Below are 18790 nucleotides of genomic sequence, written 5' to 3'. Positions count from 1 at the left end.
AGGCGTTTATGTCGACAAGGGGAGCTTGGTTTCTCTCTGTATTTTTCTTGGCGCTGCTCGGAGTGCTGGGGGTAGTCGCTTGGATCGCGTATGCGAAATTGCCAAAAGTACATGGTAAAGCAGATGCTCCAGTAATAGGGGTGCCGGCTGGAGCTCTTGATTATGCTTCTACACCGGCTTATGCGGGGCCTCACCCTAGAATGATGTCACGCCCGCCTGAGTATTTCCCATTCCCTATCTCAATTGGTGAGGTTGGACCAGTAGAAACGTTATTTACTGGCCCCTCAAAGTACCCCTTCTTTTGTGGTCGTAATGCGATCACCGATAAGCAGCCATTGGTTGATAACCAAGCTAAGGAGGGAGTCCCAGTTTTTGCTTTAGGTTCAGACGGGAAGAAAACCAAAGAGGTGATTGGTTATAGCCGAGACTGTAGCCATGCAACGGAGGTAACGTACTTCTATAGGAGCACAACGGATGGAAGCTTTTATTACCTACATGAAGCACGTAACGATATTGATAAGGTAACAGTAAATGGCCGCCAAGTAGATTTTATTGTCCGTGTCGAAACAGGCACGATTAACCGGCATCATTATGCTATTGCAGCTCTGCGAGGAGACGGCGAAACTGCCGAAAAACCAAATGCCAGCAATTGGAACCGGCGTTTGATCTATCAGTTTCGTGGGGGAGTAGGTATAGGTTGGCGCCAAGGTAATTTGAGCAAAGGAGATGTGACAACTCGGCGAATGGACCAGTTGGCTCGAGGATATGCCATCGTTTACTCGACGGCGAATCAAACCAGAAATCACTATAACTTATGGTTGGCAGAGGATACGGCACGGCGCCTAAAAAAACAGTTCCAAGCACTCTATGGTGAGCCCATGTATACGGTTGGTATCGGTGGCTCGGGAGGTGCTATTCAGCAGTACATCTTGGCGCAAAATGCACCGGGGCTACTGGATGCGGCGATACCACTTTACTCCTATCCAGATATGGTAACCCAGACTATCTATGCCTTTGACTGTGAGCCTTTAGAGTATTTCTTCGATGTCCTGGATGCTAACAACCCCCGCTGGCAGGATGTTGAGGAACGTCAACGGATACAGGGGTTGGCTGCGAACCCTGAAGCGGATAGCCGCTTTAAGCTGATTACTTTAGCCGCTGGTTTGTTTGATGGCCGTTATAGGGGACGACCTAGCGGTGCAACTGAATGTGTAGAAGGTTGGCGTGGTTTGGTGCCACTGGTAAATAACCCAAACTTTGTACACTTTTTTAAAAGTTTTTCCGGTGATTTGCCGGATAGAGTGCATTGGACACATTGGGAAAATCTTCGCCAGTTCTATGGTGCTGCTGAAAATGGCTATGCGAATACAACCTGGGATAATGAAGGGGTTCAGTATGGGTTGAAAGCGTTGGTTGATGGAGAGATAAGCATCGATAATTTCTTAAAAATCAATGCTGCAATAGGTGGGTGGAAAGCCCCGCAGAATCAGTCGCAAGAAAAGCTCTGGTTTCTCAATGGTGGGCTTTTTCCTGTGCGCCTTTCAGTATGGAGTGAGCAAAATTTAAACATGGGGACTCTGGCGAGCCCAGCTAAGCGTAGCCGCGCGGATATGGAGGCAATCAAGGGGATTTATAGGTCTGGTCATGTTTTCCTTGGGGATGTAGAAATTCCGATAATTGATATGCGCCACTATCTGGACGAAGAACCAGATATGCATCACAGCTCGGCTTCTTTTTCGACTCGAGAGCGTATCCGGAGGGCCCGTGGCCACGCTGACAATCAACTGATCTGGATGAGTCACAAAGACTACAACCCATTGGATGATGCACTTGATCTGGTCGACCGGTGGATGCAAAACATCATTAATGACCCTGCTAAAGGTGTAGTTGGTAATCGACCTGAGGATGCCAGTGACCAATGCTTTGATAGCGAAGGTAATGTACTAGCATCAGGATCTGATGTTTGGAATGGAGACTGGAACCGCCAGTCGAAAGGGAAATGTATGCGGGAATACCCTGCCCACAGCACCTCAAGGCAGGTAGCCGGAGCACCAGTGACTGATGACATCTTTAAGTGCGCGCTTCAGCCGGTGGAGAGGGCTCTTGCAAAAGGCGTCTATGGCTCTCATACGGAAGAGATATCAGGTCGTCTCGATGACTTACGCCGTATCTTTCCAACAGGGGTATGCAACTACAATGAACAGGATTTGGCCCGCCCAAGAGAGCAGTTGATTCCTAAAGAGGTCCCAGTGCGAATCGCGGGTCATTTAATTGACCCAGACTATCGACAGGGCAAGCTATTGCAGGAGGCAAGTGTTGGGGAGGAGGAGATGCAACCGGTGTCTGTACCACCGGAAAGCATGCCCGATGAATAATAGTGGGACTTGGCGCGAAAATTATTGACAGGAAATTTTATTCCAGTAATATGCGCCTCGCTCAGGGGGCAAGGCCCTGAAAGAAGATGAGCAGCGGGTGGTTAGCTCAGTTGGGAGAGCGACGGCCTTACAAGCCGTAGGTCACAGGTTCGACCCCTGTACCACCCACCAACTTCCTAAATGGAAGTTTACTACCGAGGACCGGTAGTTCAGTTGGTTAGAATGCCGGCCTGTCACGCCGGAGGTCGCGGGTTCGAGTCCCGTCCGGTCCGCCAGATACGATAAAAGGCCCGTACATATGTACGGGCCTTTTTTATTTGTGTGTGTGGCGAAGTGGCAATTAGTTCTGAGAATCTTTGGAGCTGCGCCTTGCTTGGCCCCTTAAGGTTATTTGAGGTGAGTGGCACAACTCTTTTTCCTTGTGCTCAAGCTTGCGGTAGTTGGCGGGAAGGAAGGAGTTTGCAGCAGGTATGTTACCCTCAGCATTCTGCGCTAGGGGGGGCTCTTCATCTCGTCCATATGATCTCTGGCTAAGTGCCGAGCACTAACCTAATACGGAGGGCGTTAGACTCTATCGTATTGCTGGCTCTGGATGGGTTGGGATGCACACTTTGCTCGTGAACTTTTTTTGTGGGGGGGGGATTGTGTCTTTATCGGTAAAGGGCTGCTTTTATGGAGTAAACCCTGTCAAACTGCCTCTTTTTAAAGGGGTTGGAGATACGTGACAGTTTCCTACCTGACAACTCTTGATCTGGATGCTTTCACTGAGGCTGCGCGCGCGATTCCTTACCAAAAGGTCCGAAGTAATCTTTTTCCGGGAGTTGAGGTTTGGATTCGTCGTGATGACCTGCTGGACCCACTTATTTCAGGTAATAAAGCGTATAAGCTCATTTTTAACTTGATTAAAGCGAGGGAGCTGGGTGTCGAGACGCTAATCACTTGTGGTGGAGCATGGTCAAATCACTTGCATGCCACTGCTGCTGCTGGAGCGCGGTTTGGCTTTCGCACAATTGGTATTGTTCGAGGTGAGCGCCCACCGGTGCTTAGTGCCATGCTTCAAGATGCCGAGCGCCTCGGTATGAAATTTATATTCGTGTCCCGTGAATTATACAGGCAGCGCAGCCAGTCAGACTTTCTCAATCGCGTTGGTGTTGGCTCTGCTATTGGGGCCTATTTCCCGGAAGGTGGGGCAAATCTTGCCGGGGTAAGAGGAGTCCATTTACTGGGGGAAGTTATTGAGGGAACTGTCCCCATCAACTTTGACCAGCTTTGGGTGGCCTGTGGAACTGGACTAACACTGGGCGGCTTAAACTCTTCCATAAGTAGCTTTCCTGTACATGGTGTTGAGGTGCTAAAAGCGGGAGGCTCTGTTCGTCGAGCTGCCTGGCATTGGTTCGCGGCGTTATCACAATACAATACATCAGGCCTCAAAAAGAAAAACGCAGGTGAGGTTGATCTGACTGATGAGTTCCATTGTGGAGGATATGGTAAGTACCCCATTCGACTACAGGAGTTTCACCGGGCATTTGAGATGCAAGCTGGGATCCCTCTAGACCCTATTTATACTGCCAAGCTGCTGTATGCGATTTCGCAGAAAGCTAACGAGGGTCATTTCAGCTGTGGCACCAGGATCTTGGCGCTCCACTCCGGCGGACTACAGGGTCGACGTGGATTTCAACTAGGCCGCTAGACTAAAAATTCCCTTCTTCGTATGGTAATTTCCCCTACCCCGGGTGTGTTTGTTCGACTCTAAACGCAAGCTAAGGCATAATCTCCTGTCACTTTTTGAGAAGCTTTTCCCGCCGTCGTGTAGTACCAGCTTCGATGTCTGAAAGGTAAAGTATCAATCGCAAGGCCCAGGCTCGGGCACCTGAGAGGGAGCGGTGTCGGAATTTCAAAATATCGGTCTGATCGGCCGCACAGGAAGTGATAGTGCTGTGCTTTCACTCAAACGCCTTATGGCTTTTCTTGAGCAGGAGGGCTACGCCGTCGTGTTGGAGAAGGATACTGCAACAGCAGTATCTGCCAACAAGGCACGTGTCTCTTCAAAAGAGAAGTTAGGCGAACTTTGCGACTTGGTCATTGTAGTAGGTGGCGATGGCAGCCTACTCGCAGCTGCTCGTGCTTTGGCAAAATTCAGTGTGCCCTTACTCGGTATTAACCGCGGCCGTTTAGGCTTTCTCACTGATATCACCCCGGATGAGGTTGAACGAAAAGTCGGGGAGGTTTTGGCTGGCAAATATATGGCCGAAAGCCGCTTCTTGCTGGATATGTCTGTGGCGAGAGGCGGTAAGCCGGTTGACAGGGGCACTGCATTAAATGATGTCGTCCTACACCCAGGTGAATTTATCCGTATGATTGAATTTGACCTTTACATTGATGGTCAATTTGTCTATACGCAGCGCTCTGATGGGCTCATCATTTCTACGCCGACAGGTTCGACAGCGTATGCACTGTCGGGTGGAGGCCCGATCATGCATCCAAAACTCGATGCAATTGTCTTGGTCCCGCTAAACCCACATACCCTGAGTAGCCGCCCGATCGTTGTAGAGGGCAGCAGTGAATTTAAAATCATTGTGGGAGGGCAGAATATCACTAAGCCTTATGTAACTTGTGATGGACATGATCAGATAATTACTGAGCCAGGGGATGTGATCCGTATTCATAAAAAACCGCACCGATTAACGCTGGTGCACCCCTTGGAGCATAATTTTTACGAAACTTGCAGGTCGAAACTTGGTTGGGCCGAGTAAATTAAAAAATTACAAGTTATAAACAAATGAGAGGTATCAGTGAGAGTTATTACATTTGGGACTTTTGATGTATTTCACATCGGCCATGTAAATATCCTTGAAAGAGCGAAGGAATTAGGGGCTTACTTAATCGTAGGCGTCTCCTCTGATGCTTTGAATATCAGCAAGAAGGGGCGCCCACCAATATATAGCCAGGATGACAGGATGAAAATTGTTGAGTCACTTCATTGTGTAGATGAAGTTTTCTTAGAGGAGTCGCTTGAGCTTAAAGGCGATTATATTAGGCAATTTAATGCCGATATACTAGTTATGGGAAATGATTGGGAAGGTAGGTTTGATCACTATTCAAGCTTATGCAAAGTTCGCTATTTTCCCCGGACAGAAGGAATATCAACAACTCAGGTGATAGATTTAGTTAAGGAGCGAGCATAGGCAAAGAGTGCCGTTTATAAGAGAAGTTTAGAGTGAGAGCTTTTAAAGATAGTAAATTGCGAGTATGGGTCCGGCGAAAAGTTACTCTTAAGTCTTGGCTCTTAAAAGTTGTGGGGAGGATTGCGCGAACTGATGAAGTAGTCTTTATAGATGTGCCGGGCCTAAATGATCTATATAAATCATTTTATCCAGTTTTCAAATCAAAGTACTTTCTTTACAATAGGAAATTAAATTTTCGAGAAGAATTCAGAATTGCTCGTGCGAAAGTTATAGTTTCTTCATGTGGAGCAGTAAAAAGAGAGGTTAACTGGGGGGGGAGAAGAATAGAATTATGGCATGCAAGTGGTGCAATTAAAAAAATTAGGAACTATTCATATGCGAAAATAAGAGAGGACTATTTGGTAGCAGCTCCCTCTCAATATCTTTGCCAACTATATAGCTCTTCATTTGGGGCAGTTGCCGATAATGTTTTGGCAATCGGGCACCCAAAAACTGATAAGTACTATTTAAGTTCAGTAGTGGAGCAGAGGTCTGGTTTTATTTTTAAAAAGTACCCTCAGCTCCGCGATAAAAAATTATATCTTTTTGCGCCTACGTTCAGGAAGAGCTTAAACGGAATCGCTTACTATTCCACTTCGATTGACTTCCATCAGCTGGCAGATCGATTAAAAAGTAATGAAGTCGTAATTGTTAAGCTTCATCCGCTTGTCCTTAAAAGCATGGGGCAGCATAACATTCCTGAAGTAAATAATAAAATTGTACATTTGCCAGAGGAGCATATTGATGACCTGCTAATGGTAGCAAATGTGATTGTGTCAGATTACTCATCAATAATTTTTGATAGTGTTCTTTTAAAAAAGCCGATTGTATCCTTGGCGGAAGATATTGATGATTATCAGATGTCATCTGGCCTTGCCCTAGATTACAGGGTTGAAATACCATTTACTATTCTTGAAAAAGCCTCTGACGAGTTTCTTATTCAATGTCTAAGGGCGGCAAAAGTGAATGAAAGGCGCTATGAAGATTTTTCTCTTAAATATCTAGATGCTTGCGATGGAAAATCTGTAAAAAGAGTGCTGAAGTGCGTCTCGCAGCTTCTTGGTAAGGATGTGATGTTATCAAAAAGTGTAAAGTGCTAACTTCAAAGGCATTTGAGTGTTGAAAAAGTAAAATGAATTGTGAGTTTAAAGAGGTTTTAAAATTTTTGTATGAGGCATAAGTTACTACCACTGATCGCTTTAGGTTTGCAGAATTACAAGCCGATTGATAGTCGCTTAAGAAAGTTTAAAATATATAAATTATTCTCAGAAAAGGCTCATGCTATATACTGGGATTTTATGAAAAACATGCATAGTATCTCGCAATACTATACAGATATCTATCATGAAACAAATGTTGATCCAAAATTAGTTGTATTTGAAAGCTCTTGGGGACATAAGGTTTCTTGTAATCCATACGCTGTATTTAAGGAAATGCTTAATCGAGAAGAGTATCGAGCGTTTGAGTTCGTATGGTCAGTAATCGATGGGGCTGTTGTGCCTGCGGAGATTAAAGAATCTCGCAGGGTAAGAATTGTAAAGAAAGAAAGCAGAGAATATGCCAAGGTATTACTTGAAGCAGGTATTCTGTTTAGCAATGGTACCCTTCCAGATTATTTTATCCGCAAGCCTGATCAAATTTATATTAATCTATGGCATGGTACGCCTATAAAGCATATGGGACTAAAGGCTGACCCAAATTTAAAATCGGCGTCTAATGTCCAGAGAAATTTCCTTCAAGCAAGTTCAATACCCCTGGCATCGCCGTATGCTGTAGAAAAAACACTTTCTCCCTCTGGTGCAGAAAGGTTGATACTTCCTCGAGCTGAGGTATTGGGCTCACCAAGGATTGATTTAACTTTGTCTGCCGACTCTGTTACCGTAAAGAAAGAGCTTGGCTTTTCGGGGGAGGATACGGTTATTCTATATGCTCCGACTTGGAGGGGGAAAATTGGAGGGATCTCCGATTCTGTAAATGAGATTGAACGAGTGGTAGCTGCTTTAGAAAGAGGCCTTCCAAGTGGTTATAAAATAATTGTATCAATTCATAATTTCCTCAAGAGTAAGTTGAAATCACTCCCCGTGGGTGTAAAGCTCGTGCCAGATAATCTCGATATGAATTATATGCTGGCAGGTATTGACTGCTTAATTTCCGATTATTCAAGTATTTTTGTTGATTATTTTGTTCTTGATAGGCCTGTCATACTCTATACACCTGATCGTGGGAAGTATGAAGAAGAGCGAGGCCTTTATTTGTCACTTGAGGCGCTACCTGTAAATTTGACTGGCTGCACATCAGACCTACCAAAGCTCGTGATTGAGGGTCGTAAACCGTCAGAGTTTGATTCGTATGAAGAAATGGTTAGCAAGTTAATACCAATAGAGGATGGTTATGCTTCATCGCGTGTATTGGACTTAGTTTCAAGTTTAAGGAGTGAAAGTAAAGAAGTTAGAGGTGTTACAGCTCCAGATAGAAAAACACGTTTGTTATTTTATACTGGTGGGCTCCATGCAAATGGGATAACAACTTCATTGATTAATCTGCTGTCAGGCCTGGACTATGATCGCTTTGAAGTCGTTGTGCTAGTAGATTCTGCTACTGCCCAAAACGATAAAGTAAAAAGGCAGATGTTTGATTTTATTGATCAAAGGTGTCAGATTATTCTTAGGACACCTGGGATGAAGGTAACTAGAGAAGAAGCTAAAGTACTATACAGGTTTGAGCATTTTGATGGCCCCCTTAAAGAGTCTGATGAGAATCTATTAAGGCGGAGTTTTGAGAGAGAATTTCGACGAATTTTTAGTGAAACCAAATTTGACATTGCTGTAGAGTTTGGAGGGTACTCTCATTTTTGGGGGTTAATAATTGCTAGTTCCCAAGCCAAAAGAACTGTTATATATCAGCATAGCGATCTTTACGCTGAGTTTAAAAGTCCAAATAAGTCTCACTCTCAGTTAAAAAATTTATTTAAGACTTATAAATACTTCGATACATTTGTTGCGGTCTCTGAGAGCCTTCAGTATGTCAATGAAAAAACTTTAGCTAATTTTTACCCTGATAACGCAAGCATTACTTATGCAAGAAATGCTATAGATTTTAATAAAATTAGAAGCAAAGCAATAGCACCGTTAGCTGTAATATCACAAACGGCAGCACTGCTAGCGCAAGATAATACCCTTAAAAAATTTATCTGTGTTGGACGTCTGTCACCAGAAAAGAATCATAGTCGATTGCTAAGGGCTTTTAAGCATGTCCTGTCAGATGAGCCAAACTCGGTTTTATTTGTTGTGGGTGAAGGCTCGCTAAAGAGCCAGTTGATTTCTGAGGCTATACATCTTGGCATTGATGATCACGTTGTATTTACTGGTAGATTGCCTAACCCGTACCCCTTGCTTGCCATTAGCGATTGTTTAGTTTTGCCATCCGATTATGAAGGGCAAGGAATGGTACTGCTTGAAGCATTGACTCTTGGCGTGCCATGTGTTGGTACCGATATAACAGGTATACGCTGTGTTCTAAAAAATGGAATTGGGAGCTTAACTGACCTGACGGCCTCCTCTTTAGCAGAAGGGATGCTAAAAACGATCAGGCAAGAACCTAATAGCCCTCAGGGCTTTTCTATTGAGGAGTATTCTGAAGAAGCGCTTAATGAGTTTTATGAGAATGTTTGTGGCTTGAGTGCTTTTAATCTTGGTAGTTCTTTAAGGGGTAATGTTCAAGTTCCTACAAAAATTAATGATCTTTGCTGTTAAGTCTACAGCCCAATCTTTATGCTCTAAAAGAGTTAAATATAAACTAGCAGAAGTAGATAGGGTCTTATTGTATTGAGTACATGTGTAAAAAATGGGTTTGTTTGTTACTGTAGGTTAATAGGGTAATTTACTCCGTTTTCAATCTCCGAAGGGGGGGGATCCCCCCCTAGAATAATCTATAATAGTTCAGGCTTAATCTGACAGTTACCGGTTTTTTCCGAAGGTGCTCTGTCAGGTCAAATTCAGTTTACGAATTTCTCCTTCCAGATCTTTTTACCCACTGCAAGCAGTATACTATCAAAAATACCAGCCACCGCAGCAGACTTTCTTAATGACTACGTATTACCCTTTTACGCCATGCATGATCTACCGGTGCTGCGTATTCTAACTGACCGTGGTACTGAATATTGTGGCAAGCTGGAGCAGTATGATTATCAGTGATACTTGGGCGTCAACGAGTTAGGACATACCAAGGCAAAAGCCAGACGCCTACAAACGGACGGTATCTGTGAAGGCTTTAATAAAGTCATTTTGCTAGAGTTCTACCAGTTCTCATTACGCCGAGAGATCTATGGGTCAATAGAAGAACCACAAATGAATCTGAACGAATGGCTCGCATATTACAGTGGTGATCGCACTCATCGGGGTAAAAAATGTTGTGGCCGCACACCGATGATAACCCTTAAGGAGGGTAAAAGTATCAGGAAGGAGAAATTCGTAAACTGAATTTGACCTGACAGAGCACCTTCGGAAAAAACCGGTAACTGTCAGATCAAGTCTGAACCACTGCATCTAAATCGGTAACCCTTTTTAAAAGAGTGGCATACTGGGTTGGTTCGGGTAATAATTAAATATCCTTAGAAGCTATTTTTTTTATACCTAGCAGGCGATAAATTCCAGAAATAAGTTCCACACCATTATTTGAGCCTATGCTCTTCCAAATTAGAAGCTTCATTGCCCTCTTGACTTGAAGCATAAAGTGTGACGGTGCGTGGAGTGTTGTTTTATTTGTATTATGGGGGATGTTAACTTGTGAGAATTTTACTCCAAGCAGGTAGGATTTTTTGGAAAATAGAGGGAGCGCCCTAGAATTAAACTTTCCTTGAATCCCTTGCTCGGGTATGCGAATTTTTTCGAATTTAACCTTGGTGGTGATAGTAATTTCATCCCCATTTCTGTTCACTGATTTTGTTGAAAACTGGCCAAATGAATAAAATTCATTGATAAGATAATTGAGGAACTTATAAACACGATTTCTATCTGGTTCCCACTCCCTCGAAATAAGTGCCGCAGCTTCTTCTGGGGTTTCAGCCTTACTGCATATTCCTTTATGATAATAGAACGCATCACCAACAGAAACAACGTTCTTAAATCTTAGAATAGATAACAATCCAACTCCTGAGTTTAGAAGGAATACTGAGTCAGCAGCATCGATTAAATCATATATATTTTCTAGGTCGCAGTTAATAACATTGTGATTGACTTCAAATGGGTATGTAGGGTTTTTTTCAAGCGGGTGTGTTTTAATAAGAAATACCCACTCCTTAAGTGACTTGGATACAGTGTCCACCCATGTATAGAAGTCAGAATATCTTCTTAGCGGCCCCTTGAAAAATTCGCAAACAGTATCACCCGGTCTTTGAAGGGGTACAAGGCATATCTTTTTCCCATTTATTCGGTACTTATTTTTAATATACTCCGGCCCCATTTTTTTTGGCTGCTTTTCAAGGTAGCCTCCCTGTTGTATTTCGTTTTTACAATACTCAGTAACTGATAAAATTTCGACATCAGATAGTTCTCTGTCCCAGTTTTTTTCGTGATATGAAGTGCTGTCAGCATTGAATCCATTCATATCAAAGAAAACGGCTCCAGGGAGTGCTCCTCTCTCGTATACAATGTATGGTATTTCTTCATTCCTACAATATCTATAGATGTTTAATCTTTGTTTGTTTGCGTATGGATTGTGAAAAAATACTTGATCTATTTTTTTCTTTGATATGTGCTCTTTAAGCTCTGTTTCTGTTTCAAAAAATGATTCACGTTGGTAATCAACATGCCCAAGAGAGGGTATGACTTCTCTTATACTCTCAGTAAACTCACTGCCTTCAACTCCAAGAAATAGGGTTCTTTTTTCATTGTAGGGTATCGGTGGCAGCCAGCAACTACATTGATTGTCATGTTCTAACATACACTGCTTTAACAGGTTCTTGTTTTCCTTTGACTTCCTTATATAGTCACTAGACTCTTTTTCCCGCTCATGCCATAGATGAGCAATAAATATGCCATCTAATGCAGTTTCATCTCCATACTTTCTATACCAGGATCTGAATCCAGAGTAGCTTTGCGTATTCCAGTGTCCGTCGTTACTGTATATATTTGATGGTCTTGGAAATCTTGGGTTATTACTATACGCTCGGTAGAATAGTTCGAAATCTTCACAGCCATGCCCTTGGAATCTTGGATCATGTCCCCCGAGGGCACAGTAATAGTACCGATTAAAAACAGCAACTGATGAACTGGCAGCGTAAAACTCTATTCTTTCATCTCCAGTTTTCATGCTGTCTTGGAGATAGATTTTTCTGTTTTCAGGCGTGTTGCTTATATACTCTTTAGATGCGCTGTCGGATAAATATATACATGGGATATTGATAACTTCATCTATCCCATCGCTGAATCTCTCATTAATAAGTATTTCGAGGTCTTTATAAAAATTTGCATACGGGAGTAGATCTATATCCTGGAAAAGGATATATTTTGCTGTTGATATCTTTGCACCGTGATTGCGTGCTTTTCCGATTGAAAAGGTTTCATTTGCGGTATTTATGTAAGAGTATAAGGCGCCATACTTAATGCAAATATCTTTTGCTTTACTTGAGGCTTCCGCATCACTACCAGAATCGACAAGGATAAAACGAGCATCTTGGTAGGTGAATTCACTTAGAACTGTTTCCAAATTAATTAGACAATTGTCTCGCAGTGGGCTATATCTGAACGGAATTATTACATCGAGGAAAATCGTTTGATTCATGGTAGCTCCGAGTGTTGATTACTGGGACATTACCATTGAATTGTTTCTGTTGGGTTTCGATTTTATTTAAAAAATTATAATGTTTTGTTTCAGAAAAATCAGGTTTGTGTTATTTTTAATTTAACTTGTTTTTTATCCATATCTTAAAAGCAGAAAAAATAATACCGGATAGAGGGTAACATGAGTATCTCTGATCTTTGATGGCCGATATTAGCTTGTTAAAAAATGAGCTTCTTGATACTGTAAGATTTTTTTGCTTTTGTAAAAGCAAGTGAAGGAGCTCTTCCTGGCCTTCAATTGAGAAAGTATGATGGGTAAGTATAGTTTTATCCAGCTCTGTTTTAATGATGGCGTTAGCTCCAGAAAAAACCCCATCCCCTACTGCGTAAACAGGTTTGTCGTATATCAATGATTCAAGTAAAACAGTACTGTTTATCCCCAAAACACAACTAGATTTTGATATCAATTGATGTAGTGGGGTTTCGTTATCGAGCTTTATTCGGCTATTTGGGGGGAGGAGGTTAAATGGTGGGGTGCGGTCAAGAGGGTGCTGGCGTGCAATAATATCTATATTGGGGGCTACATGTGATTCGGCCCACTCAAGAAAGTTTTTCATAGTGGAAAATGGAGAAAACTTTGTAATGTTTGTGTCTGTTTCTAACTGGAGGGGAATAAACAGATATCCATTATCAGAGATATCATTATCCCCAAATTTTTCCCTATATGACACTTTCCACTGTCTTACGTTTTGCCGCTCTTCCGAACTGATAGTTTTTGGTTTTGTAATAGAGATTGAGCTTTGCGCATTTACTCCAAGGGGGTCTTCATAGTAAGTGCCCGACTGTGGAAACCAGCCGGCTTCTAAGAAGGAAAATTTCTGATTTGGGTTTATATCGCGAGCAAGATTTATAAAGTCCTGTTGGTAATGGGGTAGCCCATTCCAAATTATTATCTTTTCCGGTTTATAGCTTTCTATTACTTTATGGAAGCAGTTCGCTCGATAGCTTTTTATTTCTCTTAGGGTTTTATTTGGGTTCGCTTCGAATTGCTTCGCTAGAGTTTTGCTTCTAGGTAGGGAGATAAAGTTTAATCCGCTTGTTGCAATCTTTGCTTTTACTATGTTTGTGCAGTTTACACTGTGTGGTTGATTGATGTGGTTTCTACTAAAAAGTTGTACTTCCTCTTCAACCAATAGCAAAATATTATTTCCAAGTTCGGTTTCTTTACGCGCAATTGCTAAGATTACATCTGCACGTTGAATATCTGGCATTGGCTCGTATATAAGAACACGCATTACTTTTGTGACTCTTCATAGCATGCTACTACATCTTTGCTATCACCGTATTGGGCGACAACACCACCTTCAATCCATATGGCTTTGTTACAAAGCCGCTTAACAGTTTCTGCAGAATGAGAAACCAAAACCACAGTGTCTCCTGAGGTAATTTTTTCCCTCATTACTGCCTCTGACTTTCTTCTAAACCTAGAATCACCGACTGCTAAAATCTCATCAATCAGTAAGATATCAGATTTCAAATGAATAGCGACAGCCATTCCAAGTCGTTGTTTCATACCTGTAGAGTAGTTTTTAACAGGTTGGTCAAAAAACTCTTTAAGCTCGGCGAATTCATTAATTTCATCTAGTTTACTGACGATGAAATGCTTTTTCAGGCCCATCATCATGCCGCTGATAACTGCGTTTTGGCGGCCGGAAAGGTTTTGGTCGTAGCCAACAGTCAGTGAGAGCAGCGCAGTTCTGTGACCATGGTTGATCACTTTACCACCATCTGGTTTTATAATGCCGTTTAACAGGCGAAGTAAGGTGCTTTTCCCTGCGCCATTACGGCCGAGAACCCCAAGTGAGTCGCCCTCATATAGTTCGAAGCTAATATCTTTCAATGGGCTGTAAACATTGGTTGTACGGGTAAATGGAATTCCTGAGCGATAGGTCACCCGTACATTGTTTAAGCTAATGGCTGGCTTCTTGCTTCCACTCATCGTTGCATCAGTGCTCTTGCGAATACGGGATTTAGCTTTCTCATTATCAACCTAGCTAGGGCATAAAGTGATATAGCTGCGCAGGTGTAGATTGCCAAACTAGATACGTTAGGTATTTGGTTGTACATCAATATGTCGCGGTAGCTCTCAATTACCCAGATCATTGGGTTGTAAGCAAGAATATCTTGAATGTTTTCTGGTAATGAGCTGATGGTATAGAGGATTCCTGAGCCATACATACCGAGTCGCAGCAAATGGGGAATCAGATTAGAGAGATCTGGTACAAATGGAATGAGCGCGCTGGCGATCAGGCCACAGGCATAGTTGAGCAGGAACTGTATCGTAAGGATTAATGGAAGGTAGATGTAACTCCATGTGGGTGGATACCCCATTACCCATAACCCAATGAGCAGTAGCATAAACACAATACTGAACTTGAAGGTGTCCATAACGATATTAATCGATGGGAGTACTACTTTGGGGAAGTTGACTTGGCTGATCAGTGCATGATTTTGAGTGATTGCGGCTGAGCAGTGGCTGACACATTGGGCAAACCATTGCCAAACTACCAATCCCACAAGAAGGAAGGGGACAAAATCATCTGTTCCCCTTTGAAATACAACAGCAAATATAAAGTAATAGATCGCCATCGAAAAAATTGGCTCTATTATCCACCAGAGGAAACTCAGGTAGGTTTTTGAGGCTTCAGATCGTAAATTACAGAGCGCCTTGTAAAAGACGATGTCTCTATGATGTTTTTGTAGAAAGATCACGGGGTTAAAACACTGTTTGGTATTCGGATAAAACTTTCTCAGAAACTGCTTTCGAGGACAATCCCAAAGTAGGGGAACCTATTTTCGATATGTCTTTTCTAGCCATATCTAGCAGTTCTTTCAATTGGTTCGCATCATTAACAGAGAAAATGGCGGCCGGAGAAAGTAGTTCTGCACAACCAGGGATATTAGAAGCAAGTACGGGCTTCTTTCTGGCGGCTGCCTCAAGTAACACTTGAGGTTGATTTTCCGGTGAGTTGCTAGGTATTACTAACAAGTCCAGAGAGTCTAGGAAATCTTTGCTCTGTGATTCGCAAAGCTCACCGACATACTCGGTAATTTTATAGGAGTTTAGGCACTGTTCGGCATAGCGTTGGTCGGAAATTCTTCCTGCGACCTTGAGTTTTATTTTTGAATCGCTAAGAGTATTTAGCGCATGGGTAAGAGTATGCAGGCCTTTGTGAGGGGCAACAGCTCCAAGAAACCCAACTACGAAGGGGGGAGGGGTCGTTTGCCGGTCAGGAACTGTTTCGAACCAAGTATCCGAAAGGCCTGCTGGAATATAGTGGCAATTACTGAGTGAGTAGTACTCTTTTATCAGTTTCAGGCTTGTTTTAGATAGGCAAATTACCTTTTTCGCTTTATTTAGGATTGAGGCCAATATTTGTTTGCGATTTTTGTTTTCTAATGTTGTTGGAAATGAAGTATTCTTTAAATGCAGAATTTTAGCGACAGTATTTCTTACAAGTGTGAACTGAGAAGCAGTTTTTAGCAGCTTGTTAGGGTGTGTTTCTGCAATACATTGAAAACAAGTTTTTTGATCGATAAAGCCTGAGCAGAAATCACCGGATTTGAGAGTCAATGTATGTTTGGGGCATAGCCACCAGAAGTCAGTAATCGAAATAAAGTATGGAATACCTAATTTCTGAGCTGCATTGAGTAAATTAATACCAATATGTGCCGGATTCACCATATGCACGAGATCGGGCTTCAATTCAGAAAGTAAAGAAAGATAATTGTCTACTGAGTCACCTTCAGTTGTCCCCCATCCAAAAGTTGGAAGTTTGATTTGGCGAAATCCTCCTTCATCAATGAATGTGCGATTACCTAATATCCCTTCAGGGTCGCCGCCCGCGACTATTACGTCACAACCGCGCTTACTTAAATCTAGCGCAAGATTGCGTATGTATTTTTCGGTTCCTTGATTATATCCGGGCCCGAATTGCATGGTAGAGAATAGAATTTTCACGTTGACACCGGGCTATTGGGGGGCGTTAATATACCTTAATGTGTTATAAAACAACAGGTTACCAGTAGATTACTAACCCATCAATTAAGCGAGTCTCAATTGTTCCCCGAACTTCAAATTCTCCACTGTTACCGTACGTTTTACCCAGAATCTCAAGGGGGGCTCGAGCAGGTAATCTTAGAGGTTGCACAAAAAACAGACAAGTGTGGTGTGCTAACTCTTGCCGATACTCCCGCAAATTTAAATTTGAATGGTCGGCTTCCTGTTGTTGCAAAAAAGCGTTGGTTCTCAATTGCTTCTTGCTGTATTGGGCCGGGTTTTTTTGGGGCTCTATATCGCTCAAAAGCCAAGTTGTTACATTTTCATTTCCCCTGGCCGTTCGGTGATCTAGCTTATTTTGTGGCTGGAAAGTCACGTCCGCTGGTGGTGACTTATCATTCCGATATTGTCAGGCAACGACTACTTGGTGCTATATATCGGCCTTTGATGCGTTGGTTTTTGGCTCGAGCAGATCGTATCGTAGCGACATCATACAATTATTTAGAAAGCAGCCCTGTTCTTGCCGCTTATAAGGATAAAGTGAAGGTGATTCCCCTTGCGGTATCCGAGGATGGGTACCCTGAATCTTCGGATAAGACAATGAAAGGCCTTGAGCTGCAATTTGGCCGGGATTTTATGCTATTTGTTGGTGTTCTCCGGTATTACAAAGGGTTGGAATTTTTAATTAGAGCCGCCGCGAATCAGCCCTATCGTGTAGTTATCGCTGGTAAAGGACCTGAGGCCAGTCGCTTGAAATCTCTGGTGGATAAGCTTGGAGCAAGTAACATATGTTTTGCCGGTTTTGTCAGTGATGAGGAGAAAGTCGCGCTAATGAAATTATGCCGAGCCGTCGTGTTCCCCTCGCATTTGCGCTCAGAGGCTTTCGGGGTAACCTTGATTGAAGGGTTGATGAACAGCAAGCCACTTATCTCTTGTGAAATCGGTACTGGAACCAGTTTTGTTAATCAAGATGGAGTAACGGGCCATGTTGTGAGGCCGGCTGATCATCTTGCATTACGCGAAGCGATGGATGATTTGTGGTCTGACGCTGTTAAAGCTGAGGAGATGGGGCGCGCTGGTCGTAGTCGTTATGAGAGGTTGTTTACTGCTGACAAAATGGCAGAAGCCTATCACCAACTCTATCGGGAAGTTCTCTTGGAAAGGGGAGTGGTGGATTAATGGCCAAAATAGCAGTGGATGCTCGGCCACTTTCAATTCCCACTACAGGCATTGGGCGTTATACCCGTGCACTTTTGGAGCGAATGTTAAGAAGTGAGCATCATTGGTACTTATATAGCCATCAACCTCTTCTGGTTGATTTTCAATCCCTACCAAATGTAACTATCCGGTCAGGAAATGTTCAAAGGGGGAGCCTCAGTACTTTCTTTGCTCAGACAGTTTTTCCATTTTGGGCTTGGAGGGATGAAGTAGATCTGTTTTGGTCCCCCCGTCACCACCTACCGCTTTGCCTAGGGGGGTCGGTATCTAAGGTGCTCACAATCCACGATTTGGTGTGGCAGCGCTTTCCTAAGACTATGTCGCGCTTGGGTCTGCAGCTTGAGAGATTACTGATGCCTCCCGCTGTCAAGTCGGCTGGCTCAGTTATTGCCGTTTCTGAATCTACAGCAAGTGAGTTGAAGCAGTCATTTTCCACTTGTGCTGAGAAGGTTGTGACTATTTATGAGGCTCCTTTTCTCGAGGTTTCTGAAGCCCCGGGTCCTCTTGGTGGGTATTTTCTATTTGTGGGTACGATTGAACCCCGCAAAAACCTTAGGAGGTTACTAGAAGCTTATGCCTCATATCGTACGATAGTGGCAGAGCCGCTGCCGTTGAAAATTTGTGGTGGTAGGGGATGGGGAATGCCTGAGCTGCAAGAGAGAGTGCGGGCGTTGGACCTAGAGGGAAGCGTTGAGATTCTCGGTTATATGGCCGACGATCAACTGCCAAAGCTCTACCGGGAGGCTAGAGCACTACTAATTCCATCGTTATATGAAGGATTTGGCTTGCCAATAGTCGAGGCTTATAGTCAGGGAACCCCTGTTTTGACGGCTAACCGAGGTGCTATGGCTGAAGTTGCTGGGAATGCAGCATTAACAGTCAATCCAGATTCCTCCGCAGAAATTACACAGGCACTCGCAGTAATGACTGAAGATCATCTGAAAGTAATTGAGTTGCAATCCTGTGCACTGAAAAGGGCGAGTGAGTTTTCTTGGGATAAGGCAGCCGCTGAGACTCTCTCAGTGATGGAATCTACTTTGAATCGGGCCCAGTAATAGCGCTGATCAAAGATATGCCTGGGTTGGGGCTTGGCCGGCTAAATCGATAACAGGATTAGGTAGCTGTCAGGTCAAG

At 43.2% G+C, this 18790-nt stretch carries 13 protein-coding genes, 2 tRNA genes and 1 pseudogene; 11 read left to right on the top strand and 5 right to left on the bottom strand.

The genetic code is table 11. From position 1 onward, the window contains the following. Positions 1–8 precede the first annotated feature (8 nt). From ACJJIB_RS13515 to ACJJIB_RS13475, 9 genes and pseudogenes are all read left to right on the top strand, one after another. A complete protein-coding gene (locus ACJJIB_RS13515) occupies positions 9–2375 on the top strand; it encodes a DUF6351 family protein (protein ID WP_444886442.1) in 2367 nt (788 codons plus the stop codon). A 95-nt stretch (positions 2376–2470) separates the two neighbouring features. Continuing rightward, a tRNA-Val gene (locus ACJJIB_RS13510) sits at positions 2471–2546 on the top strand. 27 nt (positions 2547–2573) lie between these two features. Beyond that, positions 2574–2650: transfer RNA gene (locus ACJJIB_RS13505), tRNA-Asp, on the top strand. Positions 2651–3096: 446 nt separating this feature from the next. Further along, entirely contained in the window at positions 3097–4065 is a 969-nt protein-coding gene (locus ACJJIB_RS13500) for a 1-aminocyclopropane-1-carboxylate deaminase/D-cysteine desulfhydrase (protein WP_444886441.1), read from the top strand. Positions 4066–4258: 193 nt separating this feature from the next. Beyond that, positions 4259–5128, top strand: coding sequence for an NAD(+) kinase (locus tag ACJJIB_RS13495; RefSeq protein ID WP_252081993.1), 870 nt, complete (start codon positions 4259–4261; stop codon positions 5126–5128). A 39-nt stretch (positions 5129–5167) separates the two neighbouring features. After that, entirely contained in the window at positions 5168–5560 is a 393-nt protein-coding gene (locus ACJJIB_RS13490) for an FAD synthase family protein (protein WP_444886440.1), read from the top strand. A gap of 32 nt (positions 5561–5592) precedes the next feature. Beyond that, positions 5593–6699: a CDP-glycerol glycerophosphotransferase family protein gene (locus tag ACJJIB_RS13485; RefSeq protein WP_444886439.1), complete on the top strand. Its 1107-nt coding sequence runs from the start codon at positions 5593–5595 to the stop codon at positions 6697–6699. A 69-nt stretch (positions 6700–6768) separates the two neighbouring features. Further along, positions 6769–9351 (top strand): CDP-glycerol glycerophosphotransferase family protein, encoded by a 2583-nt coding sequence (locus tag ACJJIB_RS13480; RefSeq protein ID WP_444886438.1) that lies wholly within the window; start codon positions 6769–6771, stop codon positions 9349–9351. A gap of 278 nt (positions 9352–9629) precedes the next feature. After that, positions 9630–10077, top strand: a pseudogene (locus ACJJIB_RS13475) (transposase family protein); the annotation flags it as partial. A gap of 121 nt (positions 10078–10198) precedes the next feature. Here the strand turns inward: ACJJIB_RS13475 and ACJJIB_RS13470 are convergent. The 5 genes from ACJJIB_RS13470 to ACJJIB_RS13450 all read right to left on the bottom strand — a co-directional run bounded on the left by ACJJIB_RS13470 (position 10199) and on the right by ACJJIB_RS13450 (position 16399). After that, positions 10199–12379: a glycosyltransferase gene (locus ACJJIB_RS13470; RefSeq protein WP_444886437.1), complete on the bottom strand. Its 2181-nt coding sequence runs from the start codon at positions 12377–12379 to the stop codon at positions 10199–10201. 115 nt (positions 12380–12494) lie between these two features. Continuing rightward, entirely contained in the window at positions 12495–13673 is a 1179-nt protein-coding gene (locus ACJJIB_RS13465; RefSeq protein ID WP_444886436.1) for a capsular polysaccharide export protein, LipB/KpsS family, read from the bottom strand. Beyond that, positions 13673–14377 carry an ABC transporter ATP-binding protein gene (locus tag ACJJIB_RS13460; protein ID WP_252081985.1) on the bottom strand — a complete coding sequence of 235 codons (705 nt, stop codon included), beginning with the start codon at positions 14375–14377 and terminating at the stop codon, positions 13673–13675. Before ACJJIB_RS13460 ends, ACJJIB_RS13465 begins: the two co-directional genes overlap by 1 nt. After that, the gene (locus tag ACJJIB_RS13455) at positions 14374–15027 is read right to left on the bottom strand and encodes an ABC transporter permease (protein ID WP_444886435.1); all 654 of its coding nucleotides are present in this window, start codon (positions 15025–15027) and stop codon (positions 14374–14376) included. The genes ACJJIB_RS13460 and ACJJIB_RS13455 overlap by 4 nt, the downstream gene beginning before the upstream one ends. Before the next feature lie 127 nt (positions 15028–15154). After that, on the bottom strand, positions 15155–16399 hold the full coding sequence (locus tag ACJJIB_RS13450) for a glycosyltransferase (protein WP_444886434.1): 1245 nt from the start codon (positions 16397–16399) through the stop codon (positions 15155–15157). A 99-nt stretch (positions 16400–16498) separates the two neighbouring features. Here ACJJIB_RS13450 and ACJJIB_RS13445 point away from each other — a divergent pair, with 99 nt between their 5' ends. Beyond that, positions 16499–17617, top strand: coding sequence for a glycosyltransferase (locus ACJJIB_RS13445; RefSeq protein ID WP_444886433.1), 1119 nt, complete (start codon positions 16499–16501; stop codon positions 17615–17617). Next, positions 17617–18711 carry a glycosyltransferase family 4 protein gene (locus ACJJIB_RS13440; RefSeq protein ID WP_444886432.1) on the top strand — a complete coding sequence of 365 codons (1095 nt, stop codon included), beginning with the start codon at positions 17617–17619 and terminating at the stop codon, positions 18709–18711. Before ACJJIB_RS13445 ends, ACJJIB_RS13440 begins: the two co-directional genes overlap by 1 nt. The last annotated feature ends 79 nt before the right edge of the window (positions 18712–18790 follow it).

It is taken from the genome of Microbulbifer mixtoriginis (SeqCode) (assembly GCF_052467705.1).
This window is presented reverse-complemented; position numbering and strand designations above follow the sequence as displayed.